At 63.2% G+C, this 18,150-nt stretch carries 10 protein-coding genes; 3 read left to right on the forward strand and 7 right to left on the reverse strand.

Annotated elements, in window-relative coordinates:
- Positions 1–2: 2 nt before the first annotated feature.
- Positions 3–2,957 carry a bifunctional [glutamine synthetase] adenylyltransferase/[glutamine synthetase]-adenylyl-L-tyrosine phosphorylase gene (locus J2J99_RS06870; protein ID WP_168294205.1) on the forward strand — a complete coding sequence of 985 codons (2,955 nt, stop codon included), beginning with the start codon at positions 3–5 and terminating at the stop codon, positions 2,955–2,957.
- Here the strand turns inward: J2J99_RS06870 and J2J99_RS06875 are convergent.
- A complete protein-coding gene (locus tag J2J99_RS06875) occupies positions 2,954–5,263 on the reverse strand; it encodes a PAS domain-containing sensor histidine kinase (RefSeq protein WP_168294204.1) in 2,310 nt (769 codons plus the stop codon). The two genes, J2J99_RS06870 and J2J99_RS06875, sit on opposite strands and share 4 nt — an antisense overlap.
- Positions 5,264–5,455: 192 nt before the next feature.
- On the reverse strand, positions 5,456–8,104 hold the full coding sequence (gene pepN, locus J2J99_RS06880; protein ID WP_168294203.1) for an aminopeptidase N: 2,649 nt from the start codon (positions 8,102–8,104) through the stop codon (positions 5,456–5,458).
- 493 nt (positions 8,105–8,597) lie between these two features.
- Between pepN and J2J99_RS06885 the strand changes: the two genes are divergently transcribed.
- On the forward strand, positions 8,598–9,536 hold the full coding sequence (locus J2J99_RS06885) for a DMT family transporter (RefSeq protein WP_168294202.1): 939 nt from the start codon (positions 8,598–8,600) through the stop codon (positions 9,534–9,536).
- A 223-nt stretch (positions 9,537–9,759) separates the two neighbouring features.
- The gene (locus J2J99_RS06890) at positions 9,760–10,632 is read left to right on the forward strand and encodes a hypothetical protein (protein ID WP_168294201.1); all 873 of its coding nucleotides are present in this window, start codon (positions 9,760–9,762) and stop codon (positions 10,630–10,632) included.
- Between the two features lie 243 nt (positions 10,633–10,875).
- On the opposite strand, the gene J2J99_RS06895 is transcribed toward J2J99_RS06890, so the two are convergent.
- The 5 genes from J2J99_RS06895 to J2J99_RS06915 form a co-directional block, all read right to left on the reverse strand.
- Complete coding sequence (locus J2J99_RS06895) at positions 10,876–11,067, reverse strand: hypothetical protein (protein ID WP_168294200.1); 192 nt, start codon at positions 11,065–11,067, stop codon at positions 10,876–10,878.
- 132 nt (positions 11,068–11,199) lie between these two features.
- Positions 11,200–12,090 (reverse strand): uracil-DNA glycosylase, encoded by an 891-nt coding sequence (locus J2J99_RS06900; protein ID WP_168294199.1) that lies wholly within the window; start codon positions 12,088–12,090, stop codon positions 11,200–11,202.
- Positions 12,091–12,158: 68 nt separating this feature from the next.
- Complete coding sequence (locus tag J2J99_RS06905; protein WP_168294198.1) at positions 12,159–13,451, reverse strand: Hsp70 family protein; 1,293 nt, start codon at positions 13,449–13,451, stop codon at positions 12,159–12,161.
- A gap of 255 nt (positions 13,452–13,706) precedes the next feature.
- Positions 13,707–16,823 (reverse strand): efflux RND transporter permease subunit, encoded by a 3,117-nt coding sequence (locus tag J2J99_RS06910; RefSeq protein ID WP_168294197.1) that lies wholly within the window; start codon positions 16,821–16,823, stop codon positions 13,707–13,709.
- Positions 16,820–18,127 carry an efflux RND transporter periplasmic adaptor subunit gene (locus tag J2J99_RS06915; protein ID WP_168294196.1) on the reverse strand — a complete coding sequence of 436 codons (1,308 nt, stop codon included), beginning with the start codon at positions 18,125–18,127 and terminating at the stop codon, positions 16,820–16,822. The genes J2J99_RS06910 and J2J99_RS06915 overlap by 4 nt, the downstream gene beginning before the upstream one ends.
- Positions 18,128–18,150: the final 23 nt, after the last annotated feature.

An 18,150-nucleotide genomic window follows, 5' to 3' on the forward strand; every position in this document is an offset into this window, starting at 1 on the left:
GTATGCTGACGAAATCGACGCATGGCCTGAAGGACGTTGGCGAAGGGCTGTTGCGACCGCTGAGCCAGACGGAGCTGAAGCTGGCGATGAGCGACCTCCAGCAGGCCGGCAAAAGCGAGCCGGCCGTCGCCGCGATGCTGAAGAGCGAGGGGCGGCTGCGCGATTTCATCGCCGCGGTGCTGACGCTCTCGCCCTACCTGCGCGAAATCGTCAATCTCGACCCGGCCATCCTCGCCGGCGCCATCACCCAACCCTTGGAGCCGCAGATCGAAGCGCTGATCGCCGAGGCGCGGGACTGTTGGCGGCCGGGCGAGGGGGACGCGCCGGCCGAATCGGCGGTAATGAGCAGGCTGCGGATCATCAAGCGCAAGGCCGCCTTCCTCGTTGCACTCGCCGATCTCTCGCGCATCGTCGATGGCCGGGCCACGACCGCCTGGCTGAGCGAGCTCGCCGAAGCCTCTGTCGCCGCTGCAATCGACCATCTGCTGCTCTCCGCGCATGAGGGCGGAAAAGTCAGGCTGCGGGATCCGGCGAAGCCGAGCGAGGGCTCGGGACTGATCGTGCTCGGCATGGGCAAACTCGGCGCCTGCGAGCTTAACTACTCCTCCGATATCGACCTCGTCGTCTTTTTCGACGAGCAGGCCGGCATCGTGCCCGACCCCGATGACGCCATCGAGGTGTTCCCGAGGATGATGCGCCGGCTGGTGCGCATCCTGCAGGAGCGCACCGCTGATGGTTATGTCTTCCGCAGCGATTTGCGATTGCGCCCGGATCCCGGCTCGACGCCGCTGGCGATCCCGGTCGACGCGGCGATGATCTATTACGAGGGCAGGGGCCAGAACTGGGAGCGGGCGGCCTTTATCAAGGCGCGCGCCGTGGCCGGCGACCTTGCTGCGGGCGAGGAATTCCTGCGCGGGCTGTCGCCTTTCGTCTTCCGCAAATATCTCGATTACGCGGCGATCGCCGATATCCACTCGATCAAGCGGCAGATCCACGCGCATAAGGGGCACGGCGCCATCGCGGTCAAGGGCCATAATGTCAAGCTCGGGCGCGGCGGCATCCGCGAGATCGAATTCTTCGTCCAGACCCAGCAGCTGATCGCCGGCGGCCGCATGCCGGCGCTGCGCGGCCGCGGGACGGAGGAGACGCTCGGCGAGCTCACCAAGGCGAAATGGATCGACGCCGAGACTCGCGACGAACTGACGGAGGCCTACTGGTTCCTGCGTGACGTCGAACATCGCATCCAGATGGTGCGCGACGAGCAGACCCACCTGTTGCCGGAGACCGACGCCGACCTCAAGCGCATCGCTTTCATGATGGGCTTTACCGACACGCCGAGCTTTACCGAACGGCTGGTCGGCGTGCTGAAGACGGTAGAGCGGCGGTATGCCCGCCTATTCGAACAGGAGAGCAAGCTTTCCACGGAAACCGGAAACCTCGTCTTCACCGGCCAGGGCGACGATCCGGATACGCTGGAGACCTTGAGGAAGCTCGGCTTCACCAGGCCGTCCGACATTTCCCGCATCATCCGAACCTGGCATTACGGCCGCTACCGCGCGACGCAATCGGTGGAGGCGCGTGAAAGGCTGACGGAGCTGGCGCCGGAACTCCTGCGCGTCTTCGGCGAAAGCAAGCGCGCCGACGAGGCGCTGCTGCGCTTCGACAGTTTCATCTCGGGCCTTCCCGCCGGCATCCAGCTCTTCTCGCTGCTCGGCAGCAACCCGGCGCTCCTGTCGTTGATCGTCAACGTCATGTCCTCGGCACCGCGGCTGGCCGAAGTGATCGCCGCCAAGCCGCATGTTTTTGATGGCATGCTCGATCCTGGCCTGATGGCCGAGCTGCCGACGCGCGATTATCTCGGCGAGCGGCTGAAGGGCTCGCTCGTCCAGGCGCGCCATTATGAGGAGGTGCTCGACCGGCTGCGCATCTTTGCCGCCGAACAGCGCTTCCTGATCGGCATCCGCCTGCTCACCGGCGCAATCAATGGCGCAATGGCCGCCCGCGCCTTCACCCATCTCGCCGATCTCATCATCGCCGCCGCACTCGATGCCGTGACAAGCGAGATGCGGGCCGCACACGGCGAGTACCCCGGCGGGCGCATCGCCATCGCCGGCATGGGCAAACTCGGCAGCTTCGAGCTGACTGCAGGATCGGATATCGATCTGATCCTGCTTTATGATTATGACGACGCCGCCTCCGAATCCGACGGGCCGAAGCCGCTCGACGCGACGCGCTACTTCACCCGCATCACGCAGAGGCTGATCGCCGCCTTGTCGGCGCCGACGGCCGAAGGCGTGCTCTATGAGGTCGACATGCGGCTGCGCCCCTCCGGCAACAAGGGGCCGGTTGCCACCCGCATCAATGCCTTCGGCAAGTATCAGCGCGAGGAGGCCTGGACCTGGGAGCATATGGCGCTCAGCCGCGCCCGGCTGATCTCCGGGGATGACAGCCTGATCGCCGAGGCGGAGCATATCGTCCGGGAGGTGCTGTCGGCCGATCGCGACATCGCCAAGGTGGCGCATGACGTCGCCGAGATGCGCGAACTGATCAAAACGGAAAAACCGCCTTCCGGCCCCTGGGACCTGAAGCTGATCCCCGGCGGCGTCGTCGATCTCGAATTCATCGCCCAATACCTGGCGCTGATCGCGCCCGCCAAGGGCGTTGATGTCGCCGTCAACGGAATGAGTACCGGCGAGGCCCTGAAAGTGCTGGGCGGTGGGCTGATGGCGGCGGCCGATCTCGACACATGCCTGGAAGCCTTCGCGCTCTACACCAGCCTTTCACAGCTGATCCGACTCTGCATCGAGAGCGAGTTCGACCCGAACGACGCACCGTCCGGCCTCGTCGAACTCGTCTGCCGCGCCGGCGACTGCCCCGACATCGGGATCCTGGAGGGCGAGGTGAAACGGCTTTCCAAGGCGGTCAGGAAGATTTTTTTGAGCGTGGTCAAAGCTTAAGCATCATCCGGGATGCACAGCGAGATCACCGTGCCCACCGCTTCGCGCGAGCGTATTTTCATGCGGCCGCCATGCAGCGCGGTCAGCGAACGCGAGATGGCAAGCCCGAGGCCGGAGCCGCCCTTGCTTTTGGCATACTGGCTCTGAACCTGTTCGAAAGGCTGGCCGATCTTCGACAGCGCCGAGCGCGGGATGCCGATGCCGGTATCGGCGATGGTGACGGTGACGGCGCCGTCGACGCGGCGTGTGCGCACCGCGATGCGGCCGCCATTGTCCGTGAACTTCACGGCGTTGGAGAGCAGGTTGAGCAGCACCTGTTTCATCGCCCGGCGGTCGGCCGTCAGCGTCAGGCCGGAAGAGATGCGCTGGTCGATGAGGATATTCTTTTCGGCCGCCGGAATGGCGGTGAAGCGCAGGCTTTCCTCGATCAGCGGCACGAGGTCGATGCGCTCGCGATGCAGCCGGAGATGGCCGGCCTCGATCTTCGACATGTCGAGGATGTCGTTGATGACGTTGAGTAGATGCTTGCCGCTGTCATGGATATCGCGGGCATATTCGTCGTATTTCAGCGAGCCGAGCGGCCCGAACATCTGGTTCTGCAGGATTTCCGAGAAGCCGAGAATGGCATTCAGCGGTGTGCGCAGCTCGTGCGACATGTTGGCGAGGAATTCCGACTTGGCTTTGTTGGCAGCCTCGGCGCGTTCCTTCTCCGCCTGATAGTTGGCGTTGGCCGTCGATAGCTCGGCCTTCTGGATTTCCAGCGTCTGGCGCGAGGCGGAAAGATCGCCGATCGTCGCCATCAGCCGGCGTTCGGATTCGCGCAACCGCTCCTGATGGCGTTTCATCAGCGTGATGTCGGTTCCGACGGACACCCTGCCGCCGTCGCGGGTGCGCCGCTCGTTGATCTGCAGCCAGCGCTCGTCGGCCAGCTGCACCTCGGTCGTGCGGGAATAGCCGGAGCCGTCGGCATCGGCGATCCGCCGTTCGATCACGGGGCGAGCTGCGGCGGCATTGACGATCGAGCGCTCGGTGCCGGGCACCAGCACGCTGTCCGGCAGCCCGTAAGCCTGCTGGAAATGCGTGTTGCACATGACGAGCCGGTCGTTCTTGTCCCAGAGCACGAAGGCTTCCGAGGTGCATTCGATGGCGTCGGCGAGCCGCTGGTCGGCTTCCGCATAGCGCTGGGCGAGCCGGTGCTGTTCGGTCACGTCCATGGCGATGCCGATCAGGTGCATGCGGCCGGAATTGCTGCGGATCACCTGGGCGCGGGCGCGCATCCAGACATAGTGGCCGCCGGCATGGCGCATGCGGAAGATCTGGTCGACCTGGCCGGAATGGCCCTTGGCGATGGCGCGGGCGATCTCGTAGAGGCCGCCGTCGTCGGGATGCATCAGCCGCGCGGCCTCGCCGAAGCTCATCGTCTTGTCGGAGCCCGGCAGGCCGAGCATGTCGTACATCGAGCGCGACCAGAAGAATTCCCGGTTCTCGAAATCGAAGTCCCAAAGGCCGCAACGGCCGCGCGACAGCGCCGTCTCGACGCGCAGGTTCGATTCCAGGAAGATGTCGTCGGCGTCGCGGGCCCGCTTCACCTGCGTGTAATAGGCATAGAGGATGACGAGCAGGATTGAGGAGATGCCGGCAAACAGAGTGACGTTGAGCGCCAGCTCCTCGCGCCAGAGCCGGCCGACCTCCTCGAGCGAGGTGGCGGCGACGACATAGCCGCCAGCATTGCCCATCAGCGTGATCTCGGCATAGTGCGGCACGCCGCCGATCGTCGTTTCGATGACGCCGGCCCGATCACCGAAACGGCGGATCGCCGAGACTTCGGGGAAGAAATCGCCGACATTGCTGCCGACACGCGGAAGCCCGGCGGTGGTTGCGGCAAAGACCTTGCCGCTGGCCTGCACCAGCAGCACGAAGGCGCCGTTGTCCAGCCGGTCCTGCGGCAGGTACCTGGCAAGCCGGGCCTGTCCCTCGGCGATATCGCCGCTGTCGAATATGTCGGCCGCATCGGCAAATACGGCAGACGCCGTTGCCGCCGAAAGCGCGGTGGCATGGCGGGCGGAGGCCTCGAGCCGGCTATATTCGCTCATCATGCCGAAGAAATGCGAGGCGGCGACGACGGAGAGGAAGGCGATGATCAATGCCGGAATGGCGCGCTTCAAGATGAGCTCCGCCTTCGGCAGATGACGCAGGAGGGGTTCCGATGTCGAGCGACCGGAGAGGCTGTCTCGCCAGGCTTTCAGCCCGTCAAAATCGACACGCAGCCGTCCTCCGGCCACGGTTGCCCGCCGCACGTCCATCATCTCTTCGCCTTGTCCCTCGTGTGATTCGCGCGCCGCTCGCTCGAACCTGACCTAGAGAATCATGGGTGATTCGCCTTGTCCAGAGGTAAAGGTAAAAATCCGTTAACTATTTATATTTTCGTATCTTTCGGGCGATTCGAATCGCCGGGCGAAGCGGCCGTCGCATGCTGCGCGACGGCCCGTCCGGGCAAATCACCCTTTAAGCGTGCGCTCGACGATATCGCGCACGTCAGTGGAAAGGTCGGGCGCTCGCTCGATCTCGATCAGTGCGGAGCGGGCGTGATCGGCGCGTGTCGGTTCCAGCGAGCGCCAGGAGCGCATCGCGGTGAGAATCCGGGCCGCAAGCTGAGGGTTGCGGCCGTCGATCTCGAGAATCTGACCGGCGAGGAAGCGATAGCCTTCGCCGTCGGCCCGGCCGAAACCGGTCGGATTGGCAAAGGCGAAGGTTCCGACCAGTGCCCGCATCCGGTTCGGGTTGGTCCGCTTGAAAAGCGGATTCTCCATCAGGCCGCGCACCCGGTCCAGCGCCTCGACGCCTGGAATGCCGGCCTGGATCGTGAACCATTTGTCGATGACGAGCGCGTTTTCCGCAAAGCGATCGCGGAAGGCGGCCAGCGCCTCGCTTGTCTCCGCACTGTCGGGGAAACGATGGGCGAGGATCGTCAGCGCATGGCTGAGGTCGGTCATGTTGTCGGCTGCGTCGAAGGCTGCCTTGGCGCGCGCAGTCGTCTGTTCGGCGTGCGCGAGATAGGTCAGCGCGCTATTGCGCAGCGCGCGCAGGCCGGCGCTCTTGGCATCGGGGCTGAAGCCGCCGGATGTCGCCATCGCTGCGTAGAGGCCGGCAAAGACATCCTTTCCGGCATCGGCGATCTGTTTGAGGATTGCCTGCCGGCCGGCATGGATGGCGTCGGGATCGTTATTGCCGCCGAGTTCGCGGGCAATATCGGATTCGCTCGGCAGCGCCAGCGCCTGGGCGCGGAAGGCGGGCTCGAGGCTTTCGTCGGCGGCCGCCGCAATCAGCGTCTCGACGAAGGTCGGCTCGCAGACGACCGGCTTGCCCTCGCGCGCGTCGCGGGCAGCTTTCAGAAGGTTCGGCAAGGCCAGATCGGTCAGCGCCTGCCAGCGGGCGAAATGATCCGTCTCGTGGCGGGCAAGATGAGCAAGATCGGCCGGGCTTTGATCGAAATGCAGGTTGATCGGCGCCGAGAAGCTGCGGTTGATCGAGACGACGGGGCGCGAGCCGACGCCGTGAAAAACCGCCGTCTGCGTGCGGCCGGTCAGATGCAGCACCTCGCCGGCATACTCGGCGCCCTCGACCGAGCTCGGCGCGATCTTGCCGCCGTTTTCGCCGAAGAGCGCCAGGCTGAGCGGGATATGCATCGGTTCCTTGCTCGGCTGGCCGGGTGTAGCAGGCGTCATCTGTTCGAGCGACAGGGTGAAGCTGCCGGCCGCCGGATCATAGCTGCCCGATGCGGTGACGAGCGGCGTGCCGGCCTGATGGTACCAGAGCGAGAATTGCGTGAGGTCGCGCCCGCTCGCATCCTCGAAGCATTTGACGAAATCCTCGATCGTCACTGCCTGCCCGTCATGGCGGTCGAAATAGAGATCCATGCCCTTCTTGAAGCCGTCTCTGCCGAGCAGCGTCGCGATCATCCGCGTGACTTCGCTGCCCTTCTCGTAGACGGTCCTCGTGTAGAAATTGTTGATCTCGCGATATGTCGTCGGCCGCACCGGATGGGCGAGCGGGCCGCCATCTTCCGGAAACTGCTCGGACTTCAGATGGCGCACATCGGCGATGCGCTTGACCGGGCGTGAGCGCTGGTCGGAGGTAAATTCCTGGTCACGAAAGACCGTCAGGCCTTCCTTGAGGCACAGCTGGAACCAGTCGCGGCAGGTGATGCGGTTGCCGGTCCAGTTGTGGAAATATTCGTGCGCGATGACCGTCTCGATATTGGCGTAGTCGGCATCGGTCGCGGTCTCGGGATCGGCAAGGATGTATCTGTCGTTGAAGACGTTGAGGCCCTTGTTCTCCATCGCGCCCATGTTGAAGTCGGAGACGGCGACGATCATGAAGATGTCGAGATCATATTCGCGCCCGAACCTCTCTTCGTCCCACGCCATCGAGCGCTTCAGCGCATCCATGGCATAGGCCGCGCGCGGCTCCTTGCCATGCTCGACATAGATCTTCAGCACCACGTCGCGGCCGGACATGGTGGTGAATGTGTCTTCGACGACGCCGAGATCGCCGGCGACCAGGGCAAAGAGGTAGCTCGGCTTCGGATGCGGGTCGAACCAGGCGGCGAAATGTTTGCCCGGGCCGTAGCCGGCGCCGCCGAGGAAGTTGCCGTTCGACAGGAGCAGCGGATTGGCCTCCTTGTCGGCGATGATGTTGACGGTGAACGGCGCAAGCACGTCGGGCCGGTCGGGGAAATAGGTGATGCGACGGAAGCCCTCCGCCTCGCACTGCGTGCAGTAGATGCCGCCGGTGCGATAGAGCCCCATTAGCTGGGTATTGGCCTCGGGATTGATGATCGTGGTGATCGTTAGCTCGAAGGGAGCGCTTTCCGGCAGGTCGCGCACCGTGAGGCTTTCCGGCGTCGCGTCATAACGCGTGGGATCGAGCTCCACCTGGTCGAACAGCAGCCCCGCCAGGGTCAACTCGTCGCCGTCGAGCACGATCGGCGCGGTCATGTCGGCGCCCGGGCGGCGGTGAAAGATGAGACGAGCTTCGACCTTGGTCTCCGTCGGATCGAGTTCGAAGGTCAGGTCCACGCGTTCCAGCACGAAGTCGGTGGGACGGTAATCTGCCAGATGTATGACCTGGCCGGTATCTGTTCGCATGGTGTTTCCTGAAGACCGTTATTTGACAACCGCGGAATACAGAGGCGGGCGCGCTCTGTGATATTTTGCCGGCATGATTACATTAAAGTCTGAACTAAAGTTAAAGCAAATTGCCCGTGAATGCGAAGTTGACGGGCAAAATATCTTATTGGAAGCGGAGGAATGAGGCTGCCGGTCGAAAGGCGCTATTTTCGATTGAGCGCCTTGCTCGCCGTCGGCTGTGCGACAGCATCTTCGCCGAGGCCGGCGCAATTCCGGTGGGTGGCATTTCACCCGGCGGTTGGATGCGAAGAGGCGGAAAACTTGCGAGCGGTGGCGCTTGCGCCGCATTGTTCCCCTCCGGCTGAAAGCGATTTCGCGATTATCCCGCTTTGTGGCGGTTTTTTTCGCCCATCTCGATTTTCTTTGGCTACGATGGCAGACGTCACTCGCCGCGTCCCCGAGTCGGGACACGTCTCCCCGTTCATGTTACGTCAGCATCAGAGCCAGGATCATGCACTCGGTTCTCAGAAACCCGATGAGAGGCATTGCGCTGAAAGTCTCGTCGGTCGTGGTCTTCCTGGCCATGCAGACCTTCATCAAGCTGGCCGGCCCGGATATTCCGCCAGGGCAGGTCACTTTCTGCAGGTCCTTCTTCGCGCTCTTCCCGATCATGGCCTATCTCGCCTATATCGGACAGCTGCGCGCCGCCTTCCACACCGACAATCCGGTCGGTCACCTGAAGCGCGGCACGATCGGCATTCTGTCGATGGCTTTCGGCTTTTACGGCCTCCTGCATTTGCCCCTGCCGGAGGCGATCGCCCTCGGCTACGCATTGCCGCTCGTCGCCGTGATCTTTGCCGCCGTTTTTCTCGGCGAGACCGTACGCATCTATCGCTGGAGCGCCGTCCTGGTCGGCGTGGCCGGCGTTGCCATCATCTCCTGGCCAAAGCTCACGCTGTTTCGCGACGGCGGCATGGAAACCGAACAGGCCGTCGGCGCGCTGTGCGTGCTGTTTTCGGCGGTTCTCGGCGGCATGGCGATGATCCAGGTGCGCCGCCTCGTCGAGGAGGAGAAGACGGCGACGATCGTGCTGTATTTTTCGCTCACCGCATCGGTCTTCTCACTGGCTTCGCTTCCGTTCGGCTGGCTCGTCCTGCCATGGCCGTCGGCGCTTTTTCTCGTCGCCGCCGGCTTTTGCGGCGGTGTCGCGCAGATCCTGCTGACCGAAAGTTACCGCCATGCCGACGTCTCCACCATTGCGCCGTTCGAATATACTTCGATCCTGCTTGGCGGCATCGTCGGCTACTTCGTCTTCGGCGATGTGCCGAGCGCTACCATGCTGATCGGCACCGTCATCGTCGTCGGCGCCGGCATATTCATCATCTATCGCGAGCATCAGCTGGGCATCGAACAAAGAGAGGCCCGCAAGGCGACGACGCCGCAGGCCTGAGGCTCACGACGGGCAAACGCAGGGATTGGCAGCGCAGAACCCGCTGTTCGAGGCGAAGGAGTGGTCAATTCTGGGGATGGCGGCGATTTCAGCAATATGATTGTTGAACATGAGAAACTATCATTTATTCAACGCTGTGCATGGCTGAGAGGCCATTGCCGCCGCGGCTTTCGATATTACTGCTCCGAACGCTGGCCTGCGAGCGGAGGTGGAGAAAAGCATAATGGCATACACGGCGGAGCAATTGGCGGGGAACTGCTCCTTTCTGACGAGCGTCCGCTTTCTCGCCAGGCAGACGCGCAGCATGTTCGACGCCGGCCCGCGTCTGGCGCGATTGCTCGCCTCCCACCAGCGCTGGCTGCTGACCCAGACCGCCTATGCCCTTCACCTGGAATATGATGCGCGCGAGCCGACCTCGGGTTTTACCGCCGTTCGGCTGACCGGCCGCATCACCGCGCACAAGGTCGCGAGCCGCAATACCGTGCTCGCCTTCATCGAAGAACTCTATACCTATCGCTTCATCGTCCATACGCCCGGCGACGAGCGGCGCCGGCCACGCCATTTCGAGCCCGCCAATGTCAGCCACCAGGCGATGTTTGCCTGGATTCATGCCAATCTCGCCGCACTCGATCTGCTCGACGGCGGTGAACGGGCGGCTGTTTTCCAGGCAAATCCGTCATTGATGAGGCTCGTACAGCCGCGCATTGCCCGCCACTGCCTGGAAGACGCCGCCTGGCGGGAGCCGCCGGCGCAGGTGGCGTTGTTTCTCTGGACGGAAGCCGGCGGCCTCGTCGTCGACAACTTCATCGCCAGGATGGATCCGGAAGACGCCGGGGCCGGCAAGCTTCTCGTCGGCCGCGTCGAAACCCGCGCGCTCGCCGCCGATTTCATGATGTCGCGCACCCACCTGCAACGGCTCCTGGCAAAGGCGGCGCAGCGTGGCTGCGTCGGCTGGCATGATGAGCCGCGCAAGACGCATCTTTGGATATCGCGGCATTTCGTCGAGGAATATTGCGCCTGGCAGGCGGTCAAGTTCGCCTATGTCGACGAAGCCTTCGAATGGGCAACGGCTCAGATCGACGCGCTGACGGAGTGATCACAACACGATCGCTCCTGAGCCCGGGGCGGCATTGGCCGGCTTTGGCGACAGCTCGCGCTCATATTCGCGCGCGGCGCAGACCGCGGCGCGGATATGCTCGAATGTTTCGATGTTGCGCAGAAGCGATAGCAGGATCGTTGAAATGGTGGATGATTCTGAAATGAAAATGCAGCAAATTCAAAGTGCTACAGCACGAACCGCACGTCTGGAAAGCCGCGGCCGGGCTGTAGCGATCGCCGCTCAATATTGCTGGAAGTCCGAGAAAATGGCGTTCGGGCGCGCCGTGCGGCTGTTGATACCGGTGCCGCGGGCAATCATCTGTTCGTTCGTGGCGAAGCCGAAGCGGCTGTAGCCATGTGTGGAGCGAAGCTGGTCGCCGGCAAGGCGAAGGGTTTCAAACCCGGAATGGATAGGACGATATCTCTTGTTCATGGCCTTGGTTCCTGTGATTCCTCCCAAGACACAGGCTTATATTGCAGTGCAACATAGATTCTGCAAGGCATGCTGACGCGGTGCAGCCATGCGAAAAATGCATGGCGCGTTTCATAAATTATTCAACTTCGGCTAATTTCTGAGCAAGGAGAGGGATTTGAGTTTTGCCTGAAAAGCGAGAAGATCGTTCCAGGCCAGCCGCTTGTTGACGGGCGCTGTTAACAGATCCTGGGGATGCAGGCTGGCGATGGCCGGAATGGCACGATCCGCGATGACGATGTCCTTCCAACGGCCCCGCAGGCCGTGAATCGTATCGTTTTCCCCGAAGAAGAATCGCGCCGCGAAATTGCCGAGCAGCAGGATCGCCTGTGGTTCGATGAGCGCGATCTGTCGTTCGATGAAGGGCCGGCAGATGTCGATCTCGGCCGCCGATGCCGCCCGGTTGCCCGGCGGGCGCCAGGGGATGACCTGCGTTAGCAGAACGCTTGAGCGGTTCAGCCCGATCGCCGCCAGCATCTTGTCGAACAACTGGCCGGACTTACCCGAGAAGGGCAGCCCTTCACGATCGTCTTCGGCGCTCGGCGCCGAGCCGATCACCATGATGCCGCTTTCGGCATCGCCGCTGGCAAAGATGGTCGAGCGGGCGCTGTGCTTGAGATTGCAACCGTTGAAGGCTTCGATCGCGGTCTTCAACTCGCCGAGCGATCGCGCGGCTTCGGCGACGAAGCGCGCCTGCTGCACCGCCTCGCCGTCCGGGATCGCCGGCTGCGGGCCGGAGACCGGAGCAGGACGGGCTGCGGCAGTCGGGCGCGGCGATGTCTGACGTTCTCCGACGCTTGGACGCTCCCCGGCCGCAGGACGCTCCTGCTGCGCCGACGCCGGACGGCGCGCGGCCTTCATCGCTTCGAACTCGGCGAAGCGGTCGACCGCCTCTTCCTCCAGCAGCCACTCCACGCCGGCATCCGCATGGAAATGCAGAAGCGCTGCAAGCTCGGCGGGGGAAAGGTCGTAGGCGGAGATCATGCGGCAAGTTTAACGGAGAGAAATGGGCATTGAAAGGGCAGGCTGCAGATTGGCCGCTCCGGCCGGTTCTATTGCACAGTCCATTGCGTGATGTCCTCGCGTTCGCCGATCAGCGCCAGGCCGTGGGCGATCGACAGCAGTTCGCCGCCGCTTTCAATCCGGTCGCGGTCAAAGCGCTCGGTGAAGATACGGCGTACGGCCGGCACGAAGGACGTACCGCCGGTCAAGAACACTTTGTCGATCTCGGCAGGCTTCGTCTCGGTCTTGTCGAGCACCTCGTCGAGCGCGGCTTCGATGCGGGCGAGATCCTCGGCGATCCAGCCTTCGAAATCGCTGCGCCGGACGCTGCGGTGGCCGCTGCGGCCGAGTGGTGCGAAATCGAAAGGCGCCTCCTCGGCGGCCGAGAGCGCCATCTTCGTCGCCGATACCGCCTGATACAGCGGATATCCCTCGTCATGGTCGATCAGGTCGATGAAGATCTCCAGCTTTTCCGGTTCCAGGCTGGTGCGCACCAGCTTCTTCAGATCCTCGAATTCGCGCGTGGTCTTGAAGATCGACAGCTGGTTCCAGCGGCCGAAGCTGGAATAATAGTTGGACGGCACTTCAAGGAGCTTGTCGAAGCTCTTGAAATAGCTGCCCTTGCCGATCAGCGGCGCAACGATATTGTCGATCATCCTGTAGTCGAAGTGATCGCCGGCGACGCCGACGCCGGAATGGCCGATCGGCGTTGCCGTCAGCCTGCCGGCGACGGTCTCGAAGCGGATCAGCGAATAGTCGGTCGTGCCGCCGCCGAAATCGGCGACCAGCACGGTCGCATCCCGCTTCAGGTTCTGCGCGAAATAGAAAGCGGCGGCGACCGGCTCGTAGACATAGTGGATTTCGGGAAAGCCGAAGCGCGACAGCGCCTCGTTATAACGTTGGGTGGCAAGATCGGGATCTGGGCTGGCGCCGGCGAAATGTACCGGGCGGCCGGCGACGATGCGGCTTACGTCTGAGGGCCAGCTGTCGCCGGCATAGTTGCGCAGGCGCCGCACGAAGACCTCCATCAGATCTTCGAAATTATGCCGCTTGGCGAAGATCAGCGTGCCTTGGAACAGCGCGCTCGCCGCAAAGGTCTTGATCGACTGCAGGAAGCGGCATTCGCCGGGATTGTCGATGAACTGACGGATCGCCGCATGGCCGGCCTCCACCTTCAGCGCCGAAGCGCCAAGCTGGGCATCCTTCATGAAGGACAGCGCGGTGCGCATGCTGTCGGCGGTGCCCGCCGTGCTCGTGAATGTCATAGAGCCCGTAGTTCCGCCGTCCGCCATGGCCAGAACCGTATTCGTCGTGCCGAAGTCGAAACCTAGCGCCTGAGCCATGCCCGCACCCCTTCATGCCGATTGTTATTGGAGACGGAGCATCGCTCCGTGAAGGGCGAAAGGACGCCCGGATTCAGGAGGGCGGGTGATGCCACAGAGGCGTGACACATTCAAGAGGATCGAAAGTTGATGTGATCGAAGGCGCACGTGTTCTCCCCGGGGGAAGAAGTATTCTACCCGGCGGGACGAAGTTTCTCCCCGGGGAAGAAGACGTGCGCCGCAAGGGCTGGCGATACCGAAGTCAGAGGGCCGTCATCATTCGGCAGCCATTGCCCTGGCCTCCTGCAACTCCGGCTTCTCAACCTTCCTGCCGCCCATCAGCCGGCCGAGGAAGTTTCCGAACCGGTCCATCTCGATGAAGATGACCGGCATGATGAACAGCGTCAGCAGCTGCGAGACGACAAGGCCGCCGACGACGGCAATGCCGAGCGGCTGGCGCAGCTCCGAGCTTGCGCCGGTGCCGAGCGCGATCGGCAGGGCACCCAGCAGGGCGCAGAAAGTCGTCATCATGATCGGCCGGAAGCGCCGCACGCAGGCCTCGTGGATCGCCGCCGTCGCCTTTTCTCCCGTCGTGCGCATGGTCTCCACCGCCACGTCGATCATCATGATGGCGTTCTTTTTGACGATGCCGATCAGCATCAGCAGGCCGATGAGCGCGATGATCGACAGATCGAGGTCCATGATCTTCAACGCCAGCAGCGCGCCGAAGGCCGCTGCCGGCAGACCGGAAAGAATGGTCAGCGGGTGGATGAAGCTTTCATAGAGCACTCCGAGCACGACATAGATGGTCAGCACCGCCGCCAGGATCAGATAGGGCGTATTGCCCTGCGACTGCTTGAAGATCTCCGCCGTCCCGCCATAGGAGGTGAAGACGTCGGCCGGCAGGCTGATGTCCTTCTTGATCTCTTCGATCGCCGCTGTCGCGTCGCTGAGCGAAACGCCTTCCGGCAGGTTGAAGGACACTGTGGTCGAAACGAGCTGGCCCGTCTGGTTGATGGTGACCGGTCCGGTCGTGCGTTGCACGTGGGCGAAGTTCGACAGCGGCACTAGGCTGCCATTGGAGGAGGCGACACGGATTTCCGCCAGTTTCTGGTCGTCCCAGGGTTTGCTGGTGTCGTATTCGACGATGACGTCGTAGCTGTCGCCAGTCGACTGGATCTCGGCCGCCGTATATCCGCTGAAGGATTCCTGCAGCGTCGTGCGCAGCGAATCGTTGTCGATCCCGTAGGCGGCCGCCCGCTCGGTATCGATGACGATATCGGCCTGCAGGGCGTTATTCTGGGCGTCCGAGGTGACGTCGGTGAACAACCGGTCCTTGCGCATTGCCGCCTGAATCTTGCCGGCCCAGAGGTTGGTTTGATCGGCACTCAGCGCCTGGATGACCAGCTGATACTGGCTGGCGGTCTGACGTCCGCCGAAGCGCAGGCTCTGGTTCGGCGTCACGAAGGCCCGCAATCCGGGGATCCTGTTGATGGCGGCGCGCAGCTCGCGCAGCGTCTGGTCAAGCGGCGGCCGCTCCTTTTTGTCTTTGAGTTCGACGAACATCGAGCCGTTGTTCTGCGGTTTGTTCGGGTTGCCGCCGATCGTCGACATCACGTGGTTGACCGCCGGGTTCGCCTGGACGACGGCCGCCGCCTGCCGCTGCAGCGCCTCCATGGCAATATAGGAAATATCCTGGCGGGCCTGGGTACTGATCGTCAGGCGGCCGATATCTTCCTGCGGGAAGAAGCTCGTCGGCAGCGTCATGAAGAAATAGACCGTCAGCGCCACCGAGCCGAGGAACACGCCGAGGATGGTGACGCGATGACGCAGGCACCAGCCGACCGACCGGTCATAGCCGCGGAGTGTCCGCTCGAATCCGGCATCGAAGATGCGGATCAAAAGCGGCGGGCGCCTGTGATTGTTGGAGAGGCGCGAACCGAGCATCGGTGTCACGGTCAGCGAGACGATGGCCGACGAGATGATGGCGATGGCGACTACCATGCCGAACTCGTTGAACACCCGGCCGACGACGCCGCCCATCAGGAGGATCGGGATGAAGACCGCGATCAGCGAAACCGACATGGAGATGATGGTGTAGCTGACTTCGCCAGCCCCCTTGATCGCCGCCTCGCGCACCGGCATGCCCTCCTCGACATGGCGCAGGATGTTTTCCAGCATGACGATCGCGTCGTCGACGACCAGCCCCACCGCGAGCGTCAGCCCGAGCAGCGAAATATTGTCGATGCTGTAGCCGAGCACATACATCATGCCGAAGGTCGAGATCAGCGACAGCGGAACGGCAAGCCCGGGAATGATCGTCGCGGTCGGATGGCCGGTGAAGAGGTAGATGACGAGAACGACGAGGCCGATCGTCAGGAACAGCGTGAATTTCACGTCGGCGATGGCAGCGCGAATGGGTTTTGCGGCGTCGTTCATGACCACAGTCGTGACCGAAGCCGGGATTTCGGCGTGAAGCTGTGGCAGCTTGGCATTGATCGCATCGACGACGTCGACCGTGTTGGCATCCGGCTGCCGCTGGATGGCGAGAATGATGCCGCGCTGGCCGTCATACCAGCTGCCGGTATAAGGGTTTTCGACGCCATCCTGGACATCGGCGATATCGCCGAGATGAATCGGCGCACCGTTCGGATTGGCGATCACAAGCGAGCGAAACTGCTCGGCATTGGTGCGCTGCGTGTTCGCCGTGATGGTCATGCTCTGCGCATTGTTCTGCAGCGTGCCCACAGGCTGCTGGCTGTTGGAGGCAGAAAGCGCCTTGTTGACGGTGTCGATGCCGATGCCGCGGGTGAGCAGCTTGTTGGGATCGACCTCGACGCGCACCGCATAGGTCTGCGCGCCGAAGACGCTGACCTGGGCGACGCCGGGGAGGGTGGAGAGCGACGGCGAGATGATGTCTTCGGCAATCGCGTCGAGCTTGCTGCGCGGCATGGTGTTGCTCTGCACGGAGAGCAGCATCACCGGCGCATCGGCCGGGTTGGTCTTGCGGTAGCTCGGCGGCGTCGTCAGATTGTCGGGCAGCTGCCGGGTCGCGTGCGAGATCGCCGCCTGCACGTCGGCCGCGGCCGCGTCGATATTGCGATTGAGGTCGAACTGCAGCACGATGCTGGTGCTGCCGAGCGAACTCGAGGCGCTGATCTCGCTGATGCCGGGAATGGTCTCGAACTGCTTGATCAGCGGCGTGGCGACCGACGTCGCCATCGTCTGCGGCGAGGCGCCGCTCAATTGCGCCGAAACATTGATCGTCGGAAAATCGACCTGGGGCAGGGCCGCGACCGGCACGAGCCGGTAACCGGCAAGACCGGCCAGAATGACGCCGATGGCAAGCAGCGTCGTCGCGACGGGGCGCTGAATACAGAAATTGGGGATCATTGCTGCGCTCCCGCCGTAATCGTCTCGGACTGCTGCGGCTGCCGAGGCGTGTCGGCGGAAGCGACATCCAGCGCCTTTTCGTCGAACTGCTCGTGGATTGCTTGTTGATCGCTGAGCTGCCCTTGGCCCTCGACGACGACATGGTCGCCTTCTGAAAGGCCTGATTCAATCGCGGTGAAGCCGCCATTGGCGCGGGCGATGGTCACCGGCGTCAGCCGCGATTTGCCGTCCTTGGCGACGAAGGCGAAGAAGCCGTCCGGGCCGGGGCTGACGGCAACCGTCGGCACGAATACTTGCTCTTCACTGCTGTTGAAATGCACCACGATATTGACCGACTGGCCGGGCCAGAGGGCGCCAGAGGCATTCTCGAACTTCGCCTTGGCAAGGATCGTGCCCGAGGCGGTATCGACCGAGTTGTCGTAGAAACTGATCTCGCCCTTGCGGACCTGCCCCTTGGTGGAGTTTGGAGTCGTGCTGACCTCGACCGGACCGGCAGCCAGAGCTTTCTTCAGCACCCGCAGATAACGCTCCTGCAGGTGGAATTTCACATAGATCGGATCGTATTTGGCGATGGTGACGATGGCCGCGCCTGCATTGAGGAAGGCGCCCCTGCTGATGGCGATGTCGCCGAGCCGCCCGTCGAAGGGCGCGCGGATATCGGTATGCTCGAGGAGGATCTGATCGGAGGCAAGGGTCGCCTTGTCCGCGTCGACGGTCGCTGCGGCGGTGTCGCGGGCCGCTCTCGCCTGATCGAGGCTCTGCTGGGTGCCGGCTTTCTGGTCGAACAGGTCCTGCGCGCGTACCAGCGCGGTCCCTGCTTCCGAAAGCGTCGCCGTGTCGCGCACGATCATCGCGTTGTCCTTGTCGACGGCAGCCTTGGCCGTCCGGTCGTCGAGCTTGGCGATCAGGTCGCCGGCCTTGACGGTCGCTCCGTCCTGCGTAGCGATGCTGACGATCAGCCCCTGTTCCTGTGCGGCGATGGTGGTGTTGTCATCCGCGTCGGCCCAGCCGGACGCCGTCACATCCATCGGCAGTGTCGTTTTGACAGCTGCGACGGTCTTGACGACGGTCGGGCCGCCGCCGCGCCGGCCGCCGCCGCGCTGACGTTGACCGCCATCTTGCGATGGTTCGGCCTGTGCCTGGCCGCCCTCAGCCTGCTGGCCGCTGCCATTGCCGCCGGCCGGCTGCCTGATCAGCTGCGAGAGATAGGGAATGCGCGAGGCGTAGGGGATCATATTGCCGAACTGCCAGAGGCCGATGGCGGCAACGGCGATAATACTGACGGTGATCCAAAATTTCTTCATGGCGAGACCGGTTGAGCAGAGTT

The organism is Rhizobium binae, from assembly GCF_017357225.1.
In the GTDB taxonomy this organism is placed as follows: Bacteria; Pseudomonadota; Alphaproteobacteria; order Rhizobiales; family Rhizobiaceae; genus Rhizobium; species Rhizobium binae.

What these genes read in the sequence shown, in the direction of transcription:
- J2J99_RS06870 (WP_168294205.1), top strand. Translation starts at nt 3, where the DNA reads ATGCTGACGAAATCGACGCATGGCCTGAAGGACGTTGGCGAAGGGCTG.
- J2J99_RS06875 (WP_168294204.1), bottom strand. Translation starts at nt 5,263, where the DNA reads ATGATGGACGTGCGGCGGGCAACCGTGGCCGGAGGACGGCTGCGTGTC.
- pepN (WP_168294203.1), bottom strand. Translation starts at nt 8,104, where the DNA reads ATGCGAACAGATACCGGCCAGGTCATACATCTGGCAGATTACCGTCCC.
- J2J99_RS06885 (WP_168294202.1), top strand. Translation starts at nt 8,598, where the DNA reads ATGCACTCGGTTCTCAGAAACCCGATGAGAGGCATTGCGCTGAAAGTC.
- J2J99_RS06890 (WP_168294201.1), top strand. Translation starts at nt 9,760, where the DNA reads ATGGCATACACGGCGGAGCAATTGGCGGGGAACTGCTCCTTTCTGACG.
- J2J99_RS06895 (WP_168294200.1), bottom strand. Translation starts at nt 11,067, where the DNA reads ATGAACAAGAGATATCGTCCTATCCATTCCGGGTTTGAAACCCTTCGC.
- J2J99_RS06900 (WP_168294199.1), bottom strand. Translation starts at nt 12,090, where the DNA reads ATGATCTCCGCCTACGACCTTTCCCCCGCCGAGCTTGCAGCGCTTCTG.
- J2J99_RS06905 (WP_168294198.1), bottom strand. Translation starts at nt 13,451, where the DNA reads ATGGCTCAGGCGCTAGGTTTCGACTTCGGCACGACGAATACGGTTCTG.
- J2J99_RS06910 (WP_168294197.1), bottom strand. Translation starts at nt 16,823, where the DNA reads ATGATCCCCAATTTCTGTATTCAGCGCCCCGTCGCGACGACGCTGCTT.
- J2J99_RS06915 (WP_168294196.1), bottom strand. Translation starts at nt 18,127, where the DNA reads ATGAAGAAATTTTGGATCACCGTCAGTATTATCGCCGTTGCCGCCATC.